6 protein-coding genes and 4 pseudogenes are annotated in these 20,746 nt (G+C 57.6%); 3 read left to right on the top strand and 7 right to left on the bottom strand.

Going from position 1 to position 20,746, the window contains the following annotated elements; translation table 11 throughout:
* Nucleotides 1-94 precede the first annotated feature (94 nt).
* Nucleotides 95-1,468: pseudogene (locus tag QMO82_RS03745) on the top strand (ISNCY family transposase).
* A 229-nt stretch (nt 1,469-1,697) separates the two neighbouring features.
* Here QMO82_RS03745 and QMO82_RS03740 read toward each other — a convergent pair.
* The 7 genes and pseudogenes from QMO82_RS03740 to QMO82_RS03715 all read right to left on the bottom strand — a co-directional run.
* Complete coding sequence (locus QMO82_RS03740) at nt 1,698-4,721, bottom strand: Ulp1 family isopeptidase (RefSeq protein ID WP_283196505.1); 3,024 nt, start codon at nt 4,719-4,721, stop codon at nt 1,698-1,700.
* Between the two features lie 1,190 nt (nt 4,722-5,911).
* Nucleotides 5,912-8,716 (bottom strand): Ulp1 family isopeptidase, encoded by a 2,805-nt coding sequence (locus QMO82_RS03735; RefSeq protein ID WP_283196504.1) that lies wholly within the window; start codon nt 8,714-8,716, stop codon nt 5,912-5,914.
* Between the two features lie 639 nt (nt 8,717-9,355).
* Nucleotides 9,356-12,562 carry a Ulp1 family isopeptidase gene (locus QMO82_RS03730; protein WP_283196503.1) on the bottom strand — a complete coding sequence of 1,069 codons (3,207 nt, stop codon included), beginning with the start codon at nt 12,560-12,562 and terminating at the stop codon, nt 9,356-9,358.
* Nucleotides 12,563-13,322: 760 nt separating this feature from the next.
* A pseudogene (locus QMO82_RS03725) lies at nt 13,323-14,520 on the bottom strand (transposase).
* A 265-nt stretch (nt 14,521-14,785) separates the two neighbouring features.
* Nucleotides 14,786-14,940 (bottom strand): annotated as a pseudogene (locus QMO82_RS33740) (group II intron reverse transcriptase/maturase); the annotation flags it as partial.
* A 263-nt stretch (nt 14,941-15,203) separates the two neighbouring features.
* Nucleotides 15,204-17,615: a Ulp1 family isopeptidase gene (locus QMO82_RS03720; protein WP_283196502.1), complete on the bottom strand. Its 2,412-nt coding sequence runs from the start codon at nt 17,613-17,615 to the stop codon at nt 15,204-15,206.
* 514 nt (nt 17,616-18,129) lie between these two features.
* Nucleotides 18,130-18,352, bottom strand: a pseudogene (locus QMO82_RS03715) (hypothetical protein); the annotation flags it as partial.
* An 88-nt stretch (nt 18,353-18,440) separates the two neighbouring features.
* On the opposite strand from QMO82_RS03715, the gene istA reads away from it, so the two are divergent.
* A complete protein-coding gene (istA, locus tag QMO82_RS03710; RefSeq protein ID WP_029875831.1) occupies nt 18,441-19,727 on the top strand; it encodes an IS21 family transposase in 1,287 nt (428 codons plus the stop codon).
* The gene (gene istB, locus QMO82_RS03705) at nt 19,727-20,527 is read left to right on the top strand and encodes an IS21-like element ISSme2 family helper ATPase IstB (RefSeq protein ID WP_009997167.1); all 801 of its coding nucleotides are present in this window, start codon (nt 19,727-19,729) and stop codon (nt 20,525-20,527) included. The genes istA and istB overlap by 1 nt, the downstream gene beginning before the upstream one ends.
* The last annotated feature ends 219 nt before the right edge of the window (nt 20,528-20,746 follow it).

The following is a 20,746-nucleotide window of genomic DNA, read 5'->3' as shown; positions in this document are numbered from 1 at the left end:
AGATTCGCCTGTAGCCGCAAAGTTAGAATGTCCTGATTCTGCAAAGTAAGAATGTCACTCTCTCCCCGTTTTCGATGACGGCGGAGATTTGCGGATGGGATTGATAGCGATGAGCGAGCGCGACCTGCAGCGGATCGAGGTTCTGTCGAAGGTGATCGCCGGCCGGATGACGCTGGTGTCTGCGGCGCATGTGCTTGATTTGAGCGAGCGCCAGGTGCGGCGGCTGTTGGATCGCATCAGCACCGACGGCGCGGCCTCGATCCGCCATAAGGCGATTGGCCGGCCCTCGAACAACCGGATCAGCGACGGTGTTCGGGATTACGCGGTGACGCTGGTTCGTGAACGATATGCGGATTTCGGTCCGACGTTGGCCGCCGAGAAGCTTGCCGAGCGCGATGGATTGCGTGTGTCGCGCGAGACGTTGCGCAGTTGGATGTCGGAGGCCGGCCTGTGGCTGTCACGCAAGCAGCGGCGGACGTTTCATCAGCCGCGGTTGCGGCGAGAAGCCTATGGCGAGCTGGTACAGATCGACGGGTCCGAGCATCGCTGGTTTGAAGATCGTGGAGATCCGTGCTCGCTCTTGGTGTTCGTCGACGATGCGACGGGCCGGTTGATGCAGTTGCGGTTCGTGCGCTCGGAAAGCGCCTTCAGCTATTTCGACGCACTTGAGCTTTATCTGAAGCAGCACGGGGCGCCGATCGCCTTTTATTCCGACAAGCACTTGGTCTTCCGGGTGACGAAGAAGGAGGCCAAGGGTGGTCAGGGCATGACCCAATTCGGACGGGCACTCTCGGAGCTAAATATCGAGATTCTCTGTGCAAACTCCAGCCAGGCCAAAGGCCGTGTCGAGCGGATGAACCGGACGCTGCAGGATCGTCTGGTCAAGGAATTGAGGTTGGCGGGAATCTGCGACATGGAGGCAGGCAATGCGTTTCTGCCGGGCTTCATGGTGGACTACAATGGGCGGTTTGCGATTGTCCCTGCCCGATCCGATGACCTGCACCGGCCGGTAAATCTTGCACCGGATCGATTGAAAGAGATCCTGTGCAAACGCGAGCAGCGCTATGTCGGATCGCAGCTGACGTTTTCGTTCGAGCGTAAGCGGATCATGCTGGAGGAGAGCGACGTGACGCGCGGATTGGCCGGCCGCTATGTCGAGACCTATGCCTATGCCGACGGCCGCCTCGATGTACGATGGAAGGGACATTCCCTGCCCTACAAAACCTTCGACAAGGACCAGCGGGTGACGCATGCGGCGATCACCGAGAACAAACGGCTCGGCGACGTTCTGACTTAAATCAAGGAGCGTCAGGAGCAGCCGTCGAAGCCGGTGGTGATGACCAACAGCGACAAGAACGGCTATGTGCGACGTGCTCACGGTCCGGGACGGCGGAAGGATTTTACGAACGATCCGGCCGTCATCGAACGCCATAAAGCTGCGCTGGCAAAGCGCGATGCTGCCGAGTGAGGCGTCGATCGCATCGTCTTAAAGCTAAAGCCGATGGGTGCCCCTCACCCGCCCCCGCTCCGCCCTTTCAACCCGGCCCAGCCGGTCGGATCGGGGCTGATCATCAGAGCCAGCGTCGCGTTTCTAACTGGCTGACAATGTCGCCCCTCTAATCAGCTTTGACAGCAATTGTAACCGCAAAGTTAGAATGTAAGAACGACTGGCATCTATTGCTCGATCCATCTCCACCCTATTGCAGGAAAAGGTAAATGTCGCTCTGCATGCCTGATGGCCCCAGAGTGGCCGTGTAGGGCACACCATGGATACTGAAGTTGGTGGGTTTGTCCGCGCTCGGCAGCAAGTCAAACAAGTACATTGCAGGCAGAAGGTCATCTGGTACCGGTTGATTGCCGTGTTGCCAGCTCGGAGGGACAAATCCTCCCAAGTCGTCCACAGGCAGCGTGTACTGTGGGGTGCCGAAGATCGATGCCCCCAAGCTTTGCTCCCATGGTGCGTCTGGCGGATTGACGCTTTGCACCGGTGAATAGGCAGCTGACGGCAAATCCTGCCGGAAGGTCGCTGTATTCCAGCTATCGGGAAGCTGGCCGGGTTGAGCCACTCCATGCCAAAACTCTGCGGGATCGGCGATCTGTGTGGAGGACTCCGGTCCAGCCGCCGCAGCCCCCGCTCGAGCACTGTTGGGCGCGGGGCTCAGACGTCGTTGGAGTTGCTCCCGATCGGCGACGAGGTTGTCGAGGTGCAGCACGGCTGGCCGGCCTCTTCGTGCCAGTCGTCTAACGAGCGCCCGCGTGCCGTCAACCACGAAGACTCCGCAATCATAGTCGTTGCGCTGTTGGGTCATGCGGACGGGCTCCAGACGGGTACCCAACCTTTGTGCGAGCATTGCTGCAAACTCGTTGTTCTGGCCCCGGAAGGAGTCATAGTGATAGGCAGCCGGCCCCTCGCGGTTGCGACGGTCAACGAGTAGCAGCGACCAATGGGTGCCGCGGTGATCAGGATCCGAAGCACTGGCATCGCTCACTGGAAGGAACAGGAAGTCGGCTGTATCTCTTCCATTCTGATCATTAACGATGCGCTGGAAAGCGCTCAGCGCGGTGCTCTCATCGCCCAGGCGCAGATGATAATGGGCTATCAGGGGATCGATAAGCCGCGTCCTGGCGGCGAGATCCGGATCGTTTCGCTGCAAGTCCTGCATTAGCAGCTCATAATCCGTCTGGATATGCTGGTCGCCCAGCCATTCGGTATGGTCGAGCGACAATCCGCTGCGGCCTTCGATCGATGGATCAACCTGCTGCAGCGGCGAAGTTGATCTGAACTCGGCACGTGGATCCGAACGGCCGTCCAGACCGGCCGGTTCCCGGCCACTTGCCTGCTCAGGGGACAACCCCGACGCTGCGTTCGCCTCAACGACTTGCTGGTACTGCCGAAGCCGCTTGAAAGAGATAGTGTGTTTTCCCATGTCTTCGGTGAAGTCTTGGTAATCTTTTTTCAACGACCATTGCTGCTGATCACTGCCGTTGAGCCGGCTCGCTATGCTCTCCCTACCCCTGGTTTGCAGCCAATCACTAAACTTTCGTTGATTGCTGGCCAGTCTCCAGACGACTCTCCTCTTGGAAGTCGAGGCCGATCCGAGCTTGCTCAGCTCTTCGTTGGCCAAGGCATCAATCATGAGGGCGTCGTCGGGATAAGGATGATGCTGTTTCAACTGCGACTCAGCGCCTAGATACTGCCGCAGCCGATCGAGACTCACGTTTATTTTTACTTCAACGTTAGTAGTAAATTCCCTAAAATCGTCCTTCAACGACCGTTGCTGCTCATCACTGCCAGTCAGGCGACTGCTTATGCTCCCCCGACCATTCTTTCGGAGCCAATTACTAAACCTCCGTTGATTGCTGGCCAGATTCAAGACGCCTTTCCTCTTGGAAGTCGAGTCCGGTCCGAGCTTGCTCAGCTCTTCATTGGCGAAGCCATCAATCATGCGGGTGTCGTCGGGATAAGGATCATGCTGTTTCAACTGCGACTCGGCGCCTAGATACTGTCGCAGCCGATCGAAACCCACGCTTATTTTTACTTCAACGTTAGTAGTAAATTCCCTAAAATCGTCCTTCAACGACCGTTGCTGCTCATCACTGCCAGTCAGGCGACTGCTTATGCTCCCCCGACCATTCTTTTGGAGCCAATCACTAAACCTCCGTTGATTTATCGCCATATTCTGGACAACTTTCCTCTTGGAAGTCGAGTCCGGTCCGAGCTTGCTCAGCTCTTCGTTGGCCAAGCCATCAATCATGAGGGCGTCGTCGGGATAAGGATTATGCTGTTTCAACTGGGACTCGGCGCCTAGATACTGCCGCAGCCGATCTAAACTCACGACCACTTTTCCCTCGGCCTCGGTAAATTTCCTAAAATCCTCCTGCAACGACCGTTGCTGCTGATCAGTACCCGTGAGTCGGCTGACTATGCTCCCCCTACCCTCCCTTTTGAGCCAATCGCTAAACTTTCGTTGGTTACTGGCATTTTTCTGAGAAATCGAGACCGGTCCGAACTTACTCAGCTCTTCCTTGGCCAAGCTATCAATGACGCGGGCGTCATCGGGATAGGGATCATGAATTCGGCGGCCCATCAGGCGCGGCCCAGCTCCAACGGCTTGGAGTTCTTGCCCCTCAGGTCCGAGCCTCCTGAAATGAGACAGCGCTGAGTTAAGACGGTTCTGATCGTCCTCACCGCTTGCCCAATAATCCGCGATATCAACGGCTAGTGAATCTGGATCGTTTAAAAACCGAGAAGCCATCGAATCTCTGTTTGCTGCTCGGAGCCAACGAGCGAACCTCCTAAGAATCCCTAAATTGTTCTCGACGGTAGCCTCGGGAACCCTTCCGTCCCCTCGGCCGACGCTACCGTCGGGTAGAATTTCGTAGTTTCGGACTGCTTCCGCGAACTGGTTGATGCGGGTCTCGTCATCGGGATGCATGTCCCGGTCGGCGGGGCGACCACGCTTGGCGCCGACGCGAACCTTGGTTGAGGCCACGTGAGTCTCCGTTGCGGCATCGACGTCTTGCTGCCCCGAACCCCTCTCCGGCGCCAGCGACTGCGGCGTCACTCGCATCGAACCGCCCACGGATCTGCGACGCGGCACACGGTCGCCGGCGTCACTATCGTGCGAACCGAGGCGTAAGTCGCTCGGATCCTGTTCCATGTCTCGGCTCTCTGAATAGTAGTCCTCGATCCAGGCGTCCGTATCGAAAGCTCCGGTCACGCCTTCGATCCACCCACTTACTTCGCGAGAATCGTCATCGCGCGGCTGGTTCCGTCTTGGGTACATCGATGCCGGTCCTCCGGAAATTCAAATTTGGAACCTCGATCCTAATGCCCGCCGACCGCCGCCCAGCATGCTAAAGCCAGATCCAATCATGCCCTCAAGGCATGGCCGAACACCATATGGCGACGGCTTGCCGACAATCGTCTGCACTCGACCATCAGGCCGGCACATGGCTTGAGAGGCTCGCCAGCTTGCCGCTTGCCATGCGGAGCCCGCTAAAATTGGCCTTCATTTAAGCAGTTTCGGGTGATGTGTGGAACATGCAGCGCGAAGGGTGCCGTCAGAATTTCCGATTCCAACCAATCTTTCCGCCGGCCTTTCTGATTTCGCCGCCTCAGGCAACGGAACCATTGCGGTGTAGCTGCTGACAGAACCCGTTGCGCGCCTGATAGTTATGCGACCTATGGGGCGGCGATCAGGATGAGACGCGCGCGACAATCTGGATGAGATTCTTATGTCGCGGTCGGGATGAAGTTATCATGTTGATTGTCGCTGGCAAGAGCTTCATCGTGGTCTGATTGCCGCTCCGCGACTAACCGTGCGGTGCCTTTGATTGTCGCGAATGAGGCTGGCCTGCCGCGCCGGCGTTTGACCCCCATGGGTGGAACGTCGTCGATAGCTTTCAACGTTCATTTCGAATGATCGTTGCGTGATGAACAAGTCGGTCCACCGCGGCACCCGCCCGCAGGCATTAGTTGCAGGATACGGGGTCGGCATCGAGTACCCAACTCACACGTTGGCTCATGATCGCCGCATGAAATGCATCCGGCGCCATGGGCGGGTTTCGTCCTGGCCTGAAGCCATAGTAGAACCCGCAAAGGATAGGCCGTCATAGACGGCACTAAGCACTTCAGCGACCGCGCCAGCATCCTTCGCACCCGAGGCTCTTCCCGCATCCGTATCTGTCTACACTTCAGATGCGACAGCCGTCGCCTCTTGGGATGCTGGCCAAACGTCACGTTTTGAAGGAAGACTGACGACGTGCACATTCGATGTCGCCCCCGGCACTGGGGATCGTCTCATCTGGGTTGGCGCGCTGCACGTGGCCGCGTAAAAACGGATTCTCTCTCAACGGTTTGGTGCTTTTTCAAGAACCACTGGCATCTATTGCTCGATCCATCTCCACCCTATTGCAGGAAAAGGTAAATGTCGTTCTCCATGCCTGATGGCCCCAGAGTGGCCGTGTAGGGCACACCATGGATAGTGATGCTGGTCTGGGGGTTGTCCGCGCTCGGCAGCAACTCAAGCCAGGACATTGCAAGCCGAAGGCCAGCCGGTGCCGGTTGATTGCGGTGTTGCCAGCTCGGAGGGACAGCTCCTCCCAAGTCGTCCACAGGCAGCGTGTACTGTGGGGTGCCGAAGATCGATGCCCCCAAGCTTTGCTCCCATGGTGCGTCTGGCGGATTGACGCTTTGCACCGGTGAATAGGCAGCTGACGGCAAATCCTGCCGGAAGGTCGCTGTATTCCAGCTATCGGCGGGAAGCTGGCCGGGTTGACCCACTCCATGCCAAAACTCTGCGGGATCGGCGATCTGTGTGGAGGACTCCGGTTCAGCCGCCGCAGCCCCCGCTCGAGCACTGTTGGGCGCGGTGCTCAGACGTCGTTGGAGTTGCTCCCGATCGGCGACGAGGTTGTCGAGGTGCAGCACGGCTGGCCGGCCTCTTCGTGCCAGTCGTCTAACGAGCGCCCGCGTGCCGTCAACCACGAAGACTCCGCAATCATAGTCGTTGCGCTGTTGGGTCATGCGGACGGGCTCCAGACGGGTACCCAACCTTTGTGCGAGCATTGCTGCAAACTCGTTGTTCTGGCCCCGGAAGGAGTCATAGTGATAGGCAGCCGGCCCCTCGCGGTTGCGACGGTCAACGAGTAGCAGCGACCAATGGGTGCCGCGGTGATCAGGATCCGAAGCACTGGCATCGCTCACTGGAAGGAACAGGAAGTCGGCTGTATCTCTTCCATTCTGATCATTAACGATGCGCTGGAAAGCGCTCAGCGCGGTGCTCTCATCGCCCAGGCGCAGATGATAATGGGCTATCAGGGGATCGATAAGCCGCGTCCTGGCGGCGAGATCCGGATCGTTTCGCTGCAAGTCCTGCATTAGCAGCTCATAATCCGTCTGGATATGCTGGTCGCCCAGCCATTCGGTATGGTCGAGCGACAATCCGCTGCGGCCTTCGATCGATGGATCAACCTGCTGCAGCGGCGAAGTTGATCTGAACTCGGCACGTGGATCCGAACGGCCGTCCAGACCGGCCGGTTCCCGGCCACTTGCCTGCTCAGGGGACAACCCCGACGCTGCGTTCGCCTCAACGACTTGCTGGTACTGCCGAAGCCGCTTGAAAGAGATAGTGTGTTTTCCCATGTCTTCGGTGAAGTCTTGGTAATCTTTTTTCAACGACCATTGCTGCTGATCACTGCCGTTGAGCCGGCTCGCTATGCTCTCCCTACCCCTGGTTTGCAGCCAATCACTAAACTTTCGTTGATTGCTGGCCAGTCTCCAGACGACTCTCCTCTTGGAAGTCGAGGCCGATCCGAGCTTGCTCAGCTCTTCGTTGGCCAAGGCATCAATCATGAGGGCGTCGTCGGGATAAGGATGATGCTGTTTCAACTGCGACTCAGCGCCTAGATACTGCCGCAGCCGATCGAGACTCACGTTTATTCTTTTTCCTTCAGCCTTGGTAAAGGCCCTCAAATCGTCCTTTAACGACCGTTGCTGCTGATCACTGCCAGTCAGGCGACTGGCTATGCTCCCCCGACCCTTCTTTCGGAGCCAATCACTAAACCTCCGTTTATTGCTGGCCAGATTCAAAACGCTTTTCCGCTTGGAAGTCGAGTCCGATCCGAGCTTGCTCAGCTCTTCCTTGGTGAAGCTATCAATCATGAGGGCGTCGTCGGGATAAGGATTATGCTGTTTCAACTGCGACTCGGCGCCTAGATACTGCCGCAGCCGATCTAAACTCACGACCACTTTTTTTCCTTCCTCCTTGGTAAAGGCCCTAAAATCCTCCTGCAACGACCGTTGCTGCTCATCAGTACCCGTGAGTCGGCTGACTATGCTCTCCCTGCCCTCCCTTTTGAGCCAAGCGCTAAATTTTCGTTGGTTACTGGCATTTTTCCGGGAAGTCGCGGCCGGTCGGAGCTTACTCCGCTCTTCGTTGGCCAAGGCATCAATAATGAGGGCGTCGTCGGGATGGGGATCATGCTGTTTCAACTGCGACTCAGCGCCTAGATACTGCCGCAGCCGATCGAAACTCACGCTTATTTTTTTTCCTTCAGCGTTGGTAAAGTTACTGTAATCGTCCTTTAACGACTGTTGCTGCTGATCACTGCCAGTCAGGCGACTGGCGATGCTCTCCCTGCCCTCCCTTTGGAGCCAATCGCTAAACCTCCGTTGATTGCTGGCCATATTCCAGACAACATTCCTCTTGGAAGTCGAGACCGGTCGGAGCTTACTCCGCTCTTCGTTGGCCAAGGCATCAATAATGAGGGCGTCGTCGGGATAGGGAACATGAATTCGGCGCCCCATCAGGCGCGGCCCAGGTCCAACGGCTTGGAGTTCTTGCCCCTCAGGCGAGAGCCTCCTGAAATGAGACAGTGCTGAGTTAAGACGCTTACGATCGTCCCCACCGTTTGCCCAGTAATCCGCGATATCACCGGCTAGCGAATCTGGATCGTTTAAAAACCGAGAAGCCATCGAATCTCTGTTTTCTGCTCGGAGCCAACGAGCGAACCTCCTAAGAATCCCTAAATTGTTCTCGACGGTAGCCTCGGGAACCCTTCCGTCCCCTCGGCCGACGCTACCGTCGGGTAGAATTTCGTAGTTTCGGACTGCTTCCGCGAACTGGTTGATGCGGGTCTCGTCATCGGGATGCATGTCCCGGTCGGCGGGGCGACCACGCTTGGCGCCGACGCGAACCTTGGTTGAGACCACGTGAGTCTCCGTTGCGGCATCGACGTCTTGCTGCCCCGAACCCCTCTCCGGCGCCAGCGACTGCGGCGTCACTCGCATCGAACCGCCCACGGAACTGCGACGCGGCACACGGTCGCCGGCGTCACTATCGTGCGAACCGAGGCGCAAGTCGGTCGGATCCTGTTCCATCTCTCGGCTCTCTGGATAGCAATCCTCAATCCAGGCGTCCGTATCGAAAGCTCCGGTCACGCCTTCGATCCACCCACTAACTTCGCGAGAATCGTCATCGCGCGGCTGGTTCCGTCTTGGGTACATCGATGCCGGTCCTCCGGAAATTCAAATTTGGAACCTCGATCCTAATGCCTGCCGACCGCCGCCCAGCATGCTAAAGCCAGATCCAATCATGCCCTCAAGGCATGGCCGAACACCATATGGCGACGGCTTGCCGACAATCGTCTGCACTCGACCATCAAGCCGACACAGAGGCTCGCCAGCTTGCCGCTTGCCATGCGGAGCCCGCCATTCGATGTTGCCCCGGCACTGGGGATCGTCTCATCTGGTTTGGCGCGCTGCACGTGGCCGCGTAAAAACGGATTCTCTCTCAACGGTTTGGTGCTTTTTCAAGAACCACTGGCATCTATTGCTCGATCCATCTCCACCCTATTGCAGGAAAAGGTAAATGTCGTTCTCCATGCCTGATGGCCCCAGAGTGGCCGTGTAGGGCACACCATGGATAGTGATGCTGGTCTGGGGGTTGTCCGCGCTCGGCAGCAACTCAAGCCAGGACATCGCAAGCCGAAGGCCAGCCGGTGCCGGTTGATTGCGGTGTTGCCAGCTCGGAGGGACAGCTCCTCCCAAGTCGTCCACAGGCAGCGTGTACTGTGGGGTGCCGAAGATCGATGCCCCCAAGCTTTGCTCCCATGGTGCGTCTGGCGGATTGACGCTTTGCACCGGTGAATAGGCAGCTGACGGCAAATCCTGCCGGAAGGTCGCTGTATTCCAGCTATCGGCGGGAAGCTGGCCGGGTTGACCCACTCCATGCCAAAACTCTGCGGGATCGGCGATCTGTGTGGAGGACTCCGGTTCAGCCGCCGCAGCCCCCGCTCGAGCACTGTTGGGCGCGGTGCTCAGACGTCGTTGGAGTTGCTCCCGATCGGCGACGAGGTTGTCGAGGTGCAGCACGGCTGGCCGGCCTCTTCGTGCCAGTCGTCTAACGAGCGCCCGCGTGCCGTCAACCACGAAGACTCCGCAATCATAGTCGTTGCGCTGTTGGGTCATGCGGACGGGCTCCAGACGGGTACCCAACCTTTGTGCGAGCATTGCTGCAAACTCGTTGTTCTGGCCCCGGAAGGAGTCATAGTGATAGGCAGCCGGCCCCTCGCGGTTGCGACGGTCAACGAGTAGCAGCGACCAATGGGTGCCGCGGTGATCAGGATCCGAAGCACTGGCATCGCTCACTGGAAGGAACAGGAAGTCGGCTGTATCTCTTCCATTCTGATCATTAACGATGCGCTGGAAAGCGCTCAGCGCGGTGCTCTCATCGCCCAGGCGCAGATGATAATGGGCTATCAGGGGATCGATAAGCCGCGTCCTGGCGGCGAGATCCGGATCGTTTCGCTGCAAGTCCTGCATTAGCAGCTCATAATCCGTCTGGATATGCTGGTCGCCCAGCCATTCGATATGGTCGAGCGACAATCCGCTGCGGCCTTCGATCGATGGATCAACCTGCTGCAGCGGCGAAGTTGATCTGAACTCGGCACGTGGATCCGAACGGCCGTCCAGACCGGCCGGTTCCCGGCCACTTGCCTGCTCAGGGGACAACCCCGACGCTGCGTTCGCCTCAACGACTTGCTGGTACTGCCGAAGCCGCTTGAAAGAGATAGTGTGTTTTCCCATGTCTTCGGTGAAGTCTTGGTAATCTTTTTTCAACGACCATTGCTGCTGATCACTGCCGTTGAGCCGGCTCGCTATGCTCTCCCTACCCCTGGTTTGCAGCCAATCACTAAACTTTCGTTGATTGCTGGCCAGTCTCCAGACGACTCTCCTCTGCGAAGTCGAGTCCGGTCCGAGCTTACTCAGCTCTTCGTTGGCGAAGCTATCAATCATGAGGGCGTCGTCGGGATAAGGATCATGCTGTTTCAACTGCGACTCAGCGCCTAGATACTGCCGCAGCCGATCGAAACTCACGCTTATTCTTTTTCCTTCAGCGTTGGTAAAGTTACTGTAATCGTCCTTTAACGACTGTTGCTGCTGATCACTGCCAGTCAAGCGACTGCCTATGCTCCCCCGACCCTTCTTTCGGAGCCAATCACTAAACCTCCGTTGATTGCTGGCCAGATTCAAGACTACTTTCCTCTGCGAAGTCGAGTTCGATCCGAGCTTGCTCAGCGCTTCCTTGGCTAGGTCATCAATGATGCGGGCGTCATCGGGATAAGGATCATGCTGTTTCAACTGCGACTCGGCGCCTAGATACTGCCGCAGCCGATTGAAACTCACGACCACTTTTTTTCCTTCCTCCTTGGTAAAGGCCCTAAAATCCTCCTGCAACGACCGTTGCTGCTCATCAGTACCGGTGAGTCGGCTGACCATGCTCTCCCTGCCCTCCCTTTTGAGCCAATCGCTAAATTTTCGTTGGTTACTGGCATTTTTCCGGGAAGTCGAGACCGGTCCGAGCTTACTCTGCTCTTCGTTGGCCAAGGCCTCAATAATGAGGGCGTCGTCGGGATAAGGATCATGCTGCTTCAACTGGGACTCGGCGCCTAGATACTGCCGCAGCCGATCAAAACCCACGTTTATTCTTCCTTCAGCCTTGGTAAAGCCCCTAAAATCGTCCTTCAACGACCCTTGCTGCTGATCACTGCCAGTCAGGCGACTGGCTATGCTCCCCCTACCATTCTTTTGGAGCCAATTACTAAACCTCCGTTGATTTATGGCCGTAATCCGGACAACATTCCTCTTGGAAGTCGAGTCCGATCCGAGCTTGCTCAGCTCTTCGTTGGCGCAGCCATCAATCATGAGGGCGTCGTCGGGATAAGGATTATGCTGTTTCAACTGGGACTCGGCGCCTAGATACTGCCGCAGCCGATCTAAACTCACGACCACTTTTCCCTCGGCCTCGGTAAATTTCCTAAAATCCTCCTGCAACGACCGTTGCTGCTCATCAGTACCCGTGAGTCGGCTGACTATGCTCTCCCTGCCCTCCCTTTTGAGCCAAGCGCTAAATTTTCGTTGGTTACTGGCATTTTTCCGGGAAGTCGAGACCGGTCGGAGCTTACTCCGCTCTTCGTTGGCCAAGGCATCAATAATGAGGGCGTCGTCGGGATAGGGAACATGAATTCGGCGCCCCATCAGGCGCGGCCCAGGTCCAACGGCTTGGAGTTCTTGCCCCTCAGGCGAGAGCCTCCTGAAATGAGACAGTGCTGAGTTAAGACGCTTACGATCGTCCCCACCGTTTGCCCAGTAATCCGCGATATCACCGGCTAGCGAATCTGGATCGTTTAAAAACCGAGAAGCCATCGAATCTCTGTTTTCTGCTCGGAGCCAACGAGCGAACCTCCTAAGAATCCCTAAATTGTTCTCGACGGTAGCCTCGGGAACCCTTCCGTCCCCTCGGCCGACGCTACCGTCGGGTAGAATTTCGTAGTTTCGGACTGCTTCCGCGAACTGGTTGATGCGGGTCTCGTCATCAGGATGCATGTCTCGGTCGGCGGGGCGACCACGCTTGCGAACCTTGGTTGAGACCACGTGAGTCTCCGTTGCGGCATCGACGTCTTGCTGCCCGCGCAAGTCGCTCGGATCCTGTTCCAGGTCTCGGCTCTCTGAATAGTAGTCCTCGATCCAGGCGTCCGTATCGAAAGCTCCGGTCACGCCTTCGATCCACCCACTTACTTCGCGAGAATCGTCATCGCGCGGCTGGTTCCGTCTTGGGTACATCGATGCCGGTCCTCCGGAAATCAAATTTGGAACCTCGATCCTAATGCCTGCCGACCGCCGCCCAGCATGCTAAAGCCAGATCCAATCATGCCCTCAAGGCATGGCCGAACACCATATGGCGACGGCTTGCCGACAATCGTCTGCACTCGACCATCAGGCCGGCACATGGCTTGAGAGGCTCGCCAGCTTGCCGCTTGCCATGCGGAGCCCGCTAAAATTGGCCTTCATTTAAGCAGTTCGAGTGATGTGTTGGACATGCAGCGTGAAGGGTGCCGTCAGAATTTCCGATTCCAACCAATCTTTCCGCCGGCCTTTCTGATTTCGCCGCCTCAGGCAACGGAACCATTGCGGCGTAGCTGCTTGCAGAACCCGTTGCACGCCTGATAGTTATGCGACCTATGGGGCGGCGATCAGGATGAGACGCCGTATTGCCTCACCCAAGAGTGTTCCCGGAGAATAATGTCGTTGCCTCACTCGATGTTTTCGAATGCCTCACGGGTTGTTCCGATCGTATCCCCGCACCTGGTGCAGGTGACGGAGGTAGCGAAGCCGCTCGCGAGCGCGCCTCTCAATAGCGCTGTAGCGAGCGGGCGGCTTCGCGGGCGGTCATCATGTTTTCCGGTGGGGTCGGTTGTCGAAGGCCAACCTGGCGGTAAGAGCGCGGATGACGATCCTGTATTGTTCGGTAATGATCTCACTGCCCGACCTCTATACTTTCCGTCTGCCGCGCGGCATCGGCGAATGGCCCGAACACCAGCGCATTGGCCTGTGTACTGCGCCAGATTTTCATTCGGCGCTGCACGGTCCGAATGAGGCCGTCGGGATACACGCCGGGGCATTTGACCTGCAAGCGTTCAAGCAACTCTCGCGAAGTTCGCCAAGGCTCCGCCTCGAACCATTCCTCGAGTTCGGCAGTGACGGCGAGTAGAGGATCGGGCCTCCGCCGCTCTCGCTTGGCCGCTGGCTTGGAGCGGGCAGTCGGTTTCACTTCACCACCACGCCAAGCAATCCGTAAGCCAGAAAGAAAGTCTTCGAGCGTCAGGTACATCGCCTTGAGCCAAAGGCATGTATCCTCCGGCGTGCGTGGGTCGTCAAGCAGCCGCTGGAAGAGTGTGGCAGGACGATGATAGCGCTTGATCACCTTGGCTCCGTCACGGTGCTTTTCTTTCAGCTTGAATGATGGCTGAAAGAAATTCACGAACAACCGCATTGACGAATAAAGCTTGGCCAGCTCCCGAGTGGCTCGCAGCCCCTCGAAGCGTCGGTATCCAACGATCTTGCGCACGATTGCGCCATTCTTCTGCTCGACAAATGCCTGATCATTCTTTCGGTAAGGGCGGCAACGGGTAAGTTCGATATTATCGCGCAAGCAATACTCATGAACACTCTCGTTCATGAACACACTGTCGTTATCGGTGTCGAAGCCCAGCAGCGGGAACGGCAGCAACTTGCGCAGTTCGGCCAACGCAGTGATCAGTACCGTTTGCTCGCGAACCATCCTTGAGGACCCGATCAATCGTCGCTGGGCTCATCGTCAAGAGTCGCCGGCGCGTCTCGCTATTCATATCGCCGTGTCCATGACGTTCCATCGCTTCGATTAGTGTTGGCAACAGGGGGTGTAGTCGCTTGCCGCAAATTCGATCCGACGCCTCCCAAACAACGACGAGCGCTGCCCGCACGTCGTCGCCGTAAACCCGGCGCCCTGGCCGAGGACCACCCTTCGCCGGTTTGCGTTCTCCTCGCAGCAGTCGCATCGCATGCTTGCGATGAAAGCCCGTGAGCGCCACGAACTCGTCTAACATCCTCGCCTTCTCGGCCCGCCCGCCTAACACATAGCGACAACTGATCGCTGCCACCAATTCCGCACGTGTCGCCATGCTGACCTTCCTCATCACAGCTCCCGAGGTTGATTCGGCGGGAGCAATTTAGATGAGGCAATAACCCATTCTCAGGGAGCAGTTCAGGCGAGGCAATGCGCGCGACAAACTGGCGGTGCCTTTGATTGTCGCGAATGAGGCTGGCCTGCCGCGCCGGCGTTTGACCCCCATGGGTGGAACGTCGTCGATAGCTTTCAACGTTCATTTCGAATGATCGTTGCGTGATGAACAAGTCGGTCCACCGCGGCACCCGCCCGCAGGCATTAGTTGCAGGATACGGGTCGGCATCGAGCACCCAACTCACACGTTGGCTCATGATCGCTGTATGAAATGCATCCGGCGCCATGGGCGGGTTTCGTCCTGGCCTGAAGCCATAGTAGAACCCGCAAAGGGTAGGCCGTCATAGACGGCACTAAGCACTTCAGCGACCGCGCCAGCATCCTTCGCACCCGAGGCTCTTCCCGCATCCGTATCTGTCTACACCTCAGATGCGACAGCCGTCGCCTCTTGGGATGCTGGCCAAACGTCACGTTTTGAAGGAAGACTGGCGACGTGCACATTCGATGTCGCCCCCGGCACTGGGGATCGTCTCATCTGGGTTGGCGCGCTGCACGTGGCCGCGTAAAAACGGATTCTCTCTCAACGGTTTGGTGCTTTTTCAAGAACCACTGGCATCTATTGCTCGATCCATCTCCACCCTATTGCAGGAAAAGGTAAATGTCGCTCTGCATGCCTGATGGCCCCAGAGTGGCCGTGTAGGGCACACCATGGATACTGAAGTTGGTGGGTTTGTCCGCGCTCGGCAGCAAGTCAAATAAGTACATTGCAGGCAGAAGGTCATCTGGTACCGGTTGATTGCCGTGTTGCCAGCTCGGAGGGACAAATCCTCCCAAGTCGTCCACAGGCAGCGTGTACTGTGGGGTGCCGAAGATCGATGCCCCCAAGCTTTGCTCCCATGGTGCGTCTGGCGGATTGACGCTTTGCACCGGTGAATAGGCAGCTGACGGCAAATCCTGCCGGAAGGTCGCTGTATTCCAGCTATCGGGAAGCTGGCCGGGTTGAGCCACTCCATGCCAAAACTCTGCGGGATCGGCGATCTGTGTGGAGGACTCCGGTCCAGCCGCCGCAGCCCCCGCTCGAGCACTGTTGGGCGCGGTGCTCAGACGTCGTTGGAGTTGCTCCCGATCGGCGACGAGGTTGTCGAGGTGCAGCACGGCTGGCCGGCCTCTTCGTGCCAGTCGTCTAACGAGCGCCCGCGTGCCGTCAACCACGAAGACTCCGCAATCATAGTCGTTGCGCTGTTGGGTCATGCGGACGGGCTCCAGACGGGTACCCAACCTTTGTGCGAGCATTGCTGCAAACTCGTTGTTCTGGCCCCGGAAGGAGTCATAGTGATAGGCAGCCGGCCCCTCGCGGTTGCGACGGTCAACGAGTAGCAGCGACCAATGGGTGCCGCGGTGATCAGGATCCGAAGCACTGGCATCGCTCACTGGAAGGAACAGGAAGTCGGCTGTATCTCTTCCATTCTGATCATTAACGATGCGCTGGAAAGCGCTCAGCGCGGTGCTCTCATCGCCCAGGCGCAGATGATAATGGGCTATCAGGGGATCGATAAGCCGCGTCCTGGCGGCGAGATCCGGATCGTTTCGCTGCAAGTCCTGCATTAGCAGCTCATAATCCGTCTGGATATGCTGGTCGCCCAGCCATTCGATATGGTCGAGCGACAATCCGCTGCGGCCTTCGATCGATGGATCAACCTGCTGCAGCGGCGAAATTGATCTGAACTCGGCACGTGGATCCGAACGGCCGTCCAGACCGGCCGGTTCCCGGCCACTTGCCTGCTCAGGGGACAACCCCGACGCTGCGTTCGCCTCAACGACTTGCTGGTACTGCCGAAGCCGCTTGAAAGAGATAGTGTGTTTTCCCATGTCTTCGGTGAAGTCTTGGTAATCTTTTTGCAACGACTGTTGCTGCTGATCAGTACCGGTGAGTCGGCTGACTATGCTCTCCCTGCCCTCCCTTTGGAGCCAAGCGCTAAACTTTCGTTGATTGCTGGCCATATTCCAGACAACATTCCTCTTGGAAGTCGAGTTCGATCCGAGCTTGCTCAGCGCTTCCTTGGCTAGGTCATCAATGATGCGGGCGTCGTCGGGATAAGGATTATGCTGTTTCAACTGGGACTCGGCGCCTAGATACTGCCGCAGCCGATCGAAACTCACGACCACTTTTTTTCCTTCCTCCTTGGTAAAGGCCCTAAAATCCTCCTTCAACGACTGTTGCTGCTCATCACTGCCGGTGAGCCGGCTGACTATGCTCTCCCTGCCCTCCCTTTTGAGCCAAGCGCTAAACTTTCGTTGGTGACTGGTATTATTCCGGGAAGTCGAGACCGGTCCGAACTTACTCAGCTCTTCCTTGGCCAAGCTATCAATGACGCGGGCGTCGTCGGGATAAGGATCATGTATCTGGCGCCCCATCAGGCGCGGCCCAGGTCCAACGGCTTGGAGTTCTTGCCCCTCAGGCGCGAGCCTCCTGAAATGAGACAGTGCTGACTTAAGACGGTTCCGACCATCCCCACCGCTTGCAAAATAATAATCCGCGATATCAACGGCTAGTGAATCTGGATCGTTTAAAAGCCGAGAAGCCATCGAATCTCTGTTCTCTGCTCGGAGCCAACGAGCGAACCCCCTAAGAACCCATAAATTGTTCTCGACGGTAGCCTCGGGAACCCTTCCGTCCCCTCGGCCGACGCTACCGTCGGGTAGAATTTCGTAGTTTCGGACTGCTTCCGCGAACTGGTTGATGCGGGACTCGTCATCGGGATGCATGTCCCAGTCGGCGGCGCGACCACGCTTGGCGCCGACGCGAACCTTGGTTGAGACCACGTGAGTCTCCGTTGCGGCATCGACGTCTTGCTGCCCCGAACCCCTCTCCGGCGCCAGCGACTGCGGCGTCACTCGCATCGAACCGCCCACGGATCTGCGACGCGGCACACGGTCGCCGGCGTCACTATCGTGCGAACCGAGGCGTAAGTCGCTCGGATCCTGTTCCATGTCTCGGCTCTCTGAATAGTAGTCCTCGATCCAGGCGTCCGTATCGAAAGCTCCGGTCACGCCTTCGATCCACCCACTTACTTCGCGAGAATCGTCATCGCGCGGCTGGTTCCGTCTTGGGTACATCGATGCCGGTCCTCCGGAAATCAAATTTGGAACCTCGATCCTAATGCCTGCCGACCGCCGCCCAGCATGCTAAAGCCAGATCCAATCATGCCCTCAAGGCATGGCCGAACACCATATGGCGACGGCTTGCCGACAATCGTCTGCACTCGACCATCAGGCCGGCACATGGCTTGAGAGGCTCGCCAGCTTGCCGCTTGCCATGCGGAGCCCGCTAAAATTGGCCTTCATTTAAGCAGTTTCGGGTGATGTGTGGAACATGCAGCGCGAAGGGTGCCGTCAGAATTTCCGATTCCAACCAATCTTTCCGCCGGCCTTTCTGATTTCGCCGCCTCAGGCAACGGAACCATTGCGGTGTAGCTGCTGACAGAACCCGTTGCGCGCCTGATAGTTATGCGACCTATGGGGCGGCGATCAGGATGAGACGCGCGCGACAATCTGGATGAGATTCTTATGTCGCGGTCGGGATGAAGTTATCATGTTGATTGTCGCTGGCAAGAGCTTCATCGTGGTCTGATTGCCGCTCCGCGACTAACCGTGCGGTGCCTTTGATTGTCGCGAATGAGGCTGGCCTGCCGCGCCGGCGTTTGACCCCCATGGGTGGAACGTCGTCGACAGCTTTCGACGTTCATTTCGAAGATCGTTGCGTGATGAACAAGTCGGTCCACCGCGGCACCCGCCCGCAGGTGTCAGGCGAAATGAGAAACTGACCCCCTAACGAAATGAAGAACTGCCCCCTCGTGTGACAACGAGGAGAGATGGATGACAAGTGCGATTTCAGCGCATCCTGCATCGTGGGGAACGATGCAGGGCGAAGATATGCTTGAGGCAGATGAGGTGGTGGCAATGTTGCGGCTGCACGAGCTTGGTTGGGGTGCCAAGCGTCTATCGAAGGAATTTGGATGTGCTCGCAACACTGTCCGTCGATATCTTCGTGAGGGTGGAGCGGTACCCTTCAAGAAGCCGGTTCGGAGGAGTGCTTTTGATGGCCTTGATGATTGGCTTCGTGAACGCTTCTTTCGCCATGATGGCAATGCCGATGTGATCCGGCAGGAGCTGGCGAGCGAGCATGGAATTATCATCGGTTTGCGTTCGGTAGAGCTTCGAGTCCGGGAATGGCGGCGGGAACTCAAGGCGCAAAAGCGTGCGACAGTGCGGTTTGAAACGCCGCCTGGTCGTCAGTTGCAGATCGACTTCGGGCAGACGCGTGTCTGGATCGGTGACGAGCGGCTTCGGGTAAACGTCTTTGTCGCCACGCTAAGCTATTCCAGACGCATTCATATCCGTGCCTCATTGAGAGAAGGGCAGACAGATTGGTTCGAGGGGATGGAAGGCGCGTTTCTTCGGTTTGGCGGCGTTCCCGTTGAGGTTTTGCTGGATAATGCGAAGGCACTTGTCGAACATCACGACGCGGTTAGCCGGGAGGTTCGCTTCAATGCGCGACTCTGGGCGTTTGCCCGTTACTGGGGCTTCGCGCCACGCGCTTGCGCTCCCTACCGGGCGCGAACAAAGGGGAAGGACGAGCGCGGGGTCGGGTACGTCAAGAAGAATGCTATCGCTGGTCGCCGGTTTGAGAACTGGGCTTCGTTCGAGGCGCACCTTGACCGATGGATACGAGAGATCGCAGACCGACGAGAACACGGCACGACTGGTGAAGCACCAATTGAACGCTTTGCTGCGGAGGCCGAAGCCCTTCGGCCGCTATCCGGCCGCGCACCGTTTGGACAACTACGCGACCTCGTGCGCAAAGTGCAGGCGGACTGCGCCATCGATCTCGACACAAACAGCTATTCCGTACCCTGGCGTCTCATCGGCGAGAGCGTCCAAGTCGTTGTATTGGCTGGCCGTGTAATTATCCGTCACGCTGGCCAGGTTGTGGCCGATCATCCTCTCTGCCAGGGACGGCGACAACGGATCGTCGACCGGGATCACTTTGTTGGCTTCGCGGGTAGCGAAGGACTGGTTCGCACCGCTCCAGTCGAGCTGGCACCAGCCGCCTTGCTGCGACCTCTTGCGGAATACGAGGCCGTTGTTGGAGGTGGCTGGTGATGACGACCGTCGATCACGATTTACTCATCGCGACACTCGATCGGCTAAAGCTGACGGCGATCCGCGATCAACTCGACACGTTGCTGGACGAGGCGGCCCGCTCGAAGATGACGTTGCGCGAAGCTCTGGCGTTCCTGGTCTCACGAGAGATTGCCCGGCGCGATGAACGGCGCATCTCGATGTCGAGCAAGTTGGCGCAGTTCCCCTTCGTACGCGAACTCGATGGCTTCGACTTCGAGGCACAGCCCTCGCTGGATCGAGGACAGATCAGGGAGCTGTCAACCTGCCGCTGGATTGCTCACGGCGACACCGTCCTATTCCTCGGACCTCCGGGCACCGGTAAGACGCACCTTGCTGTCAGTCTTGGCCGAGAAGCAATCCGCCAGAACTACAACGTTCAATTCGCCACGGCGGCCACTCTGGTTGCGATGCTCGCCAAGGCCCATAACGATGGCTCATTGGACAAGCAGTTGACAATCCTATCGCGGCCGAAACTGCTGATCATCGACGAGCTGGGATATCTGCCCTTCGAAGCTAACGCCGCCCACCTGTTCTTCCAACTGGTCTCTCGCCGCTATGAAAGGGGATCGATCCTGATTACCTCCAATCGATCGGTCGGAGAGTGGGGGAGCGTCTTTGGAGACCCTGTCGTCGCCACCGCGATATTGGACCGCCTGCTGCACCATTCGACGGTGATCACCATCCGAGGTGATAGCTACAGGCTTCGCGAAAAGCGCCGTTCCGGCCTTCTGCAGAAGGCCGGAACAGCGCTTGAGACAAACGAAACAGCAAATCAATGAAGGGGTCAGTTCTTCGTTTCGCCTACGGGGTCAAATCTTCACTTCGCTTGACAGCAGGCATAGTTTGATAGTTGCAGGATACGTGGTCGGCATCGAGTACCAAACTCACACGTTGGCTCATGATCGCTGTATGAAATGCATCCGGCGCCATGGGCGGGTTTCGTCCTGGCCTGAAGCCATAGTAGAACCCGCAAAGGATAGGCCGTCATAGACGGCACT

The sequence above is a fragment of the Rhizobium sp. BT04 genome (genome assembly GCF_030053135.1).
Lineage (GTDB): Bacteria > Pseudomonadota > Alphaproteobacteria > Rhizobiales > Rhizobiaceae > Rhizobium > Rhizobium binxianense.
Note: the sequence above shows the minus strand (reverse complement) of the source record. Positions and strands in the feature narration are given on the sequence as shown.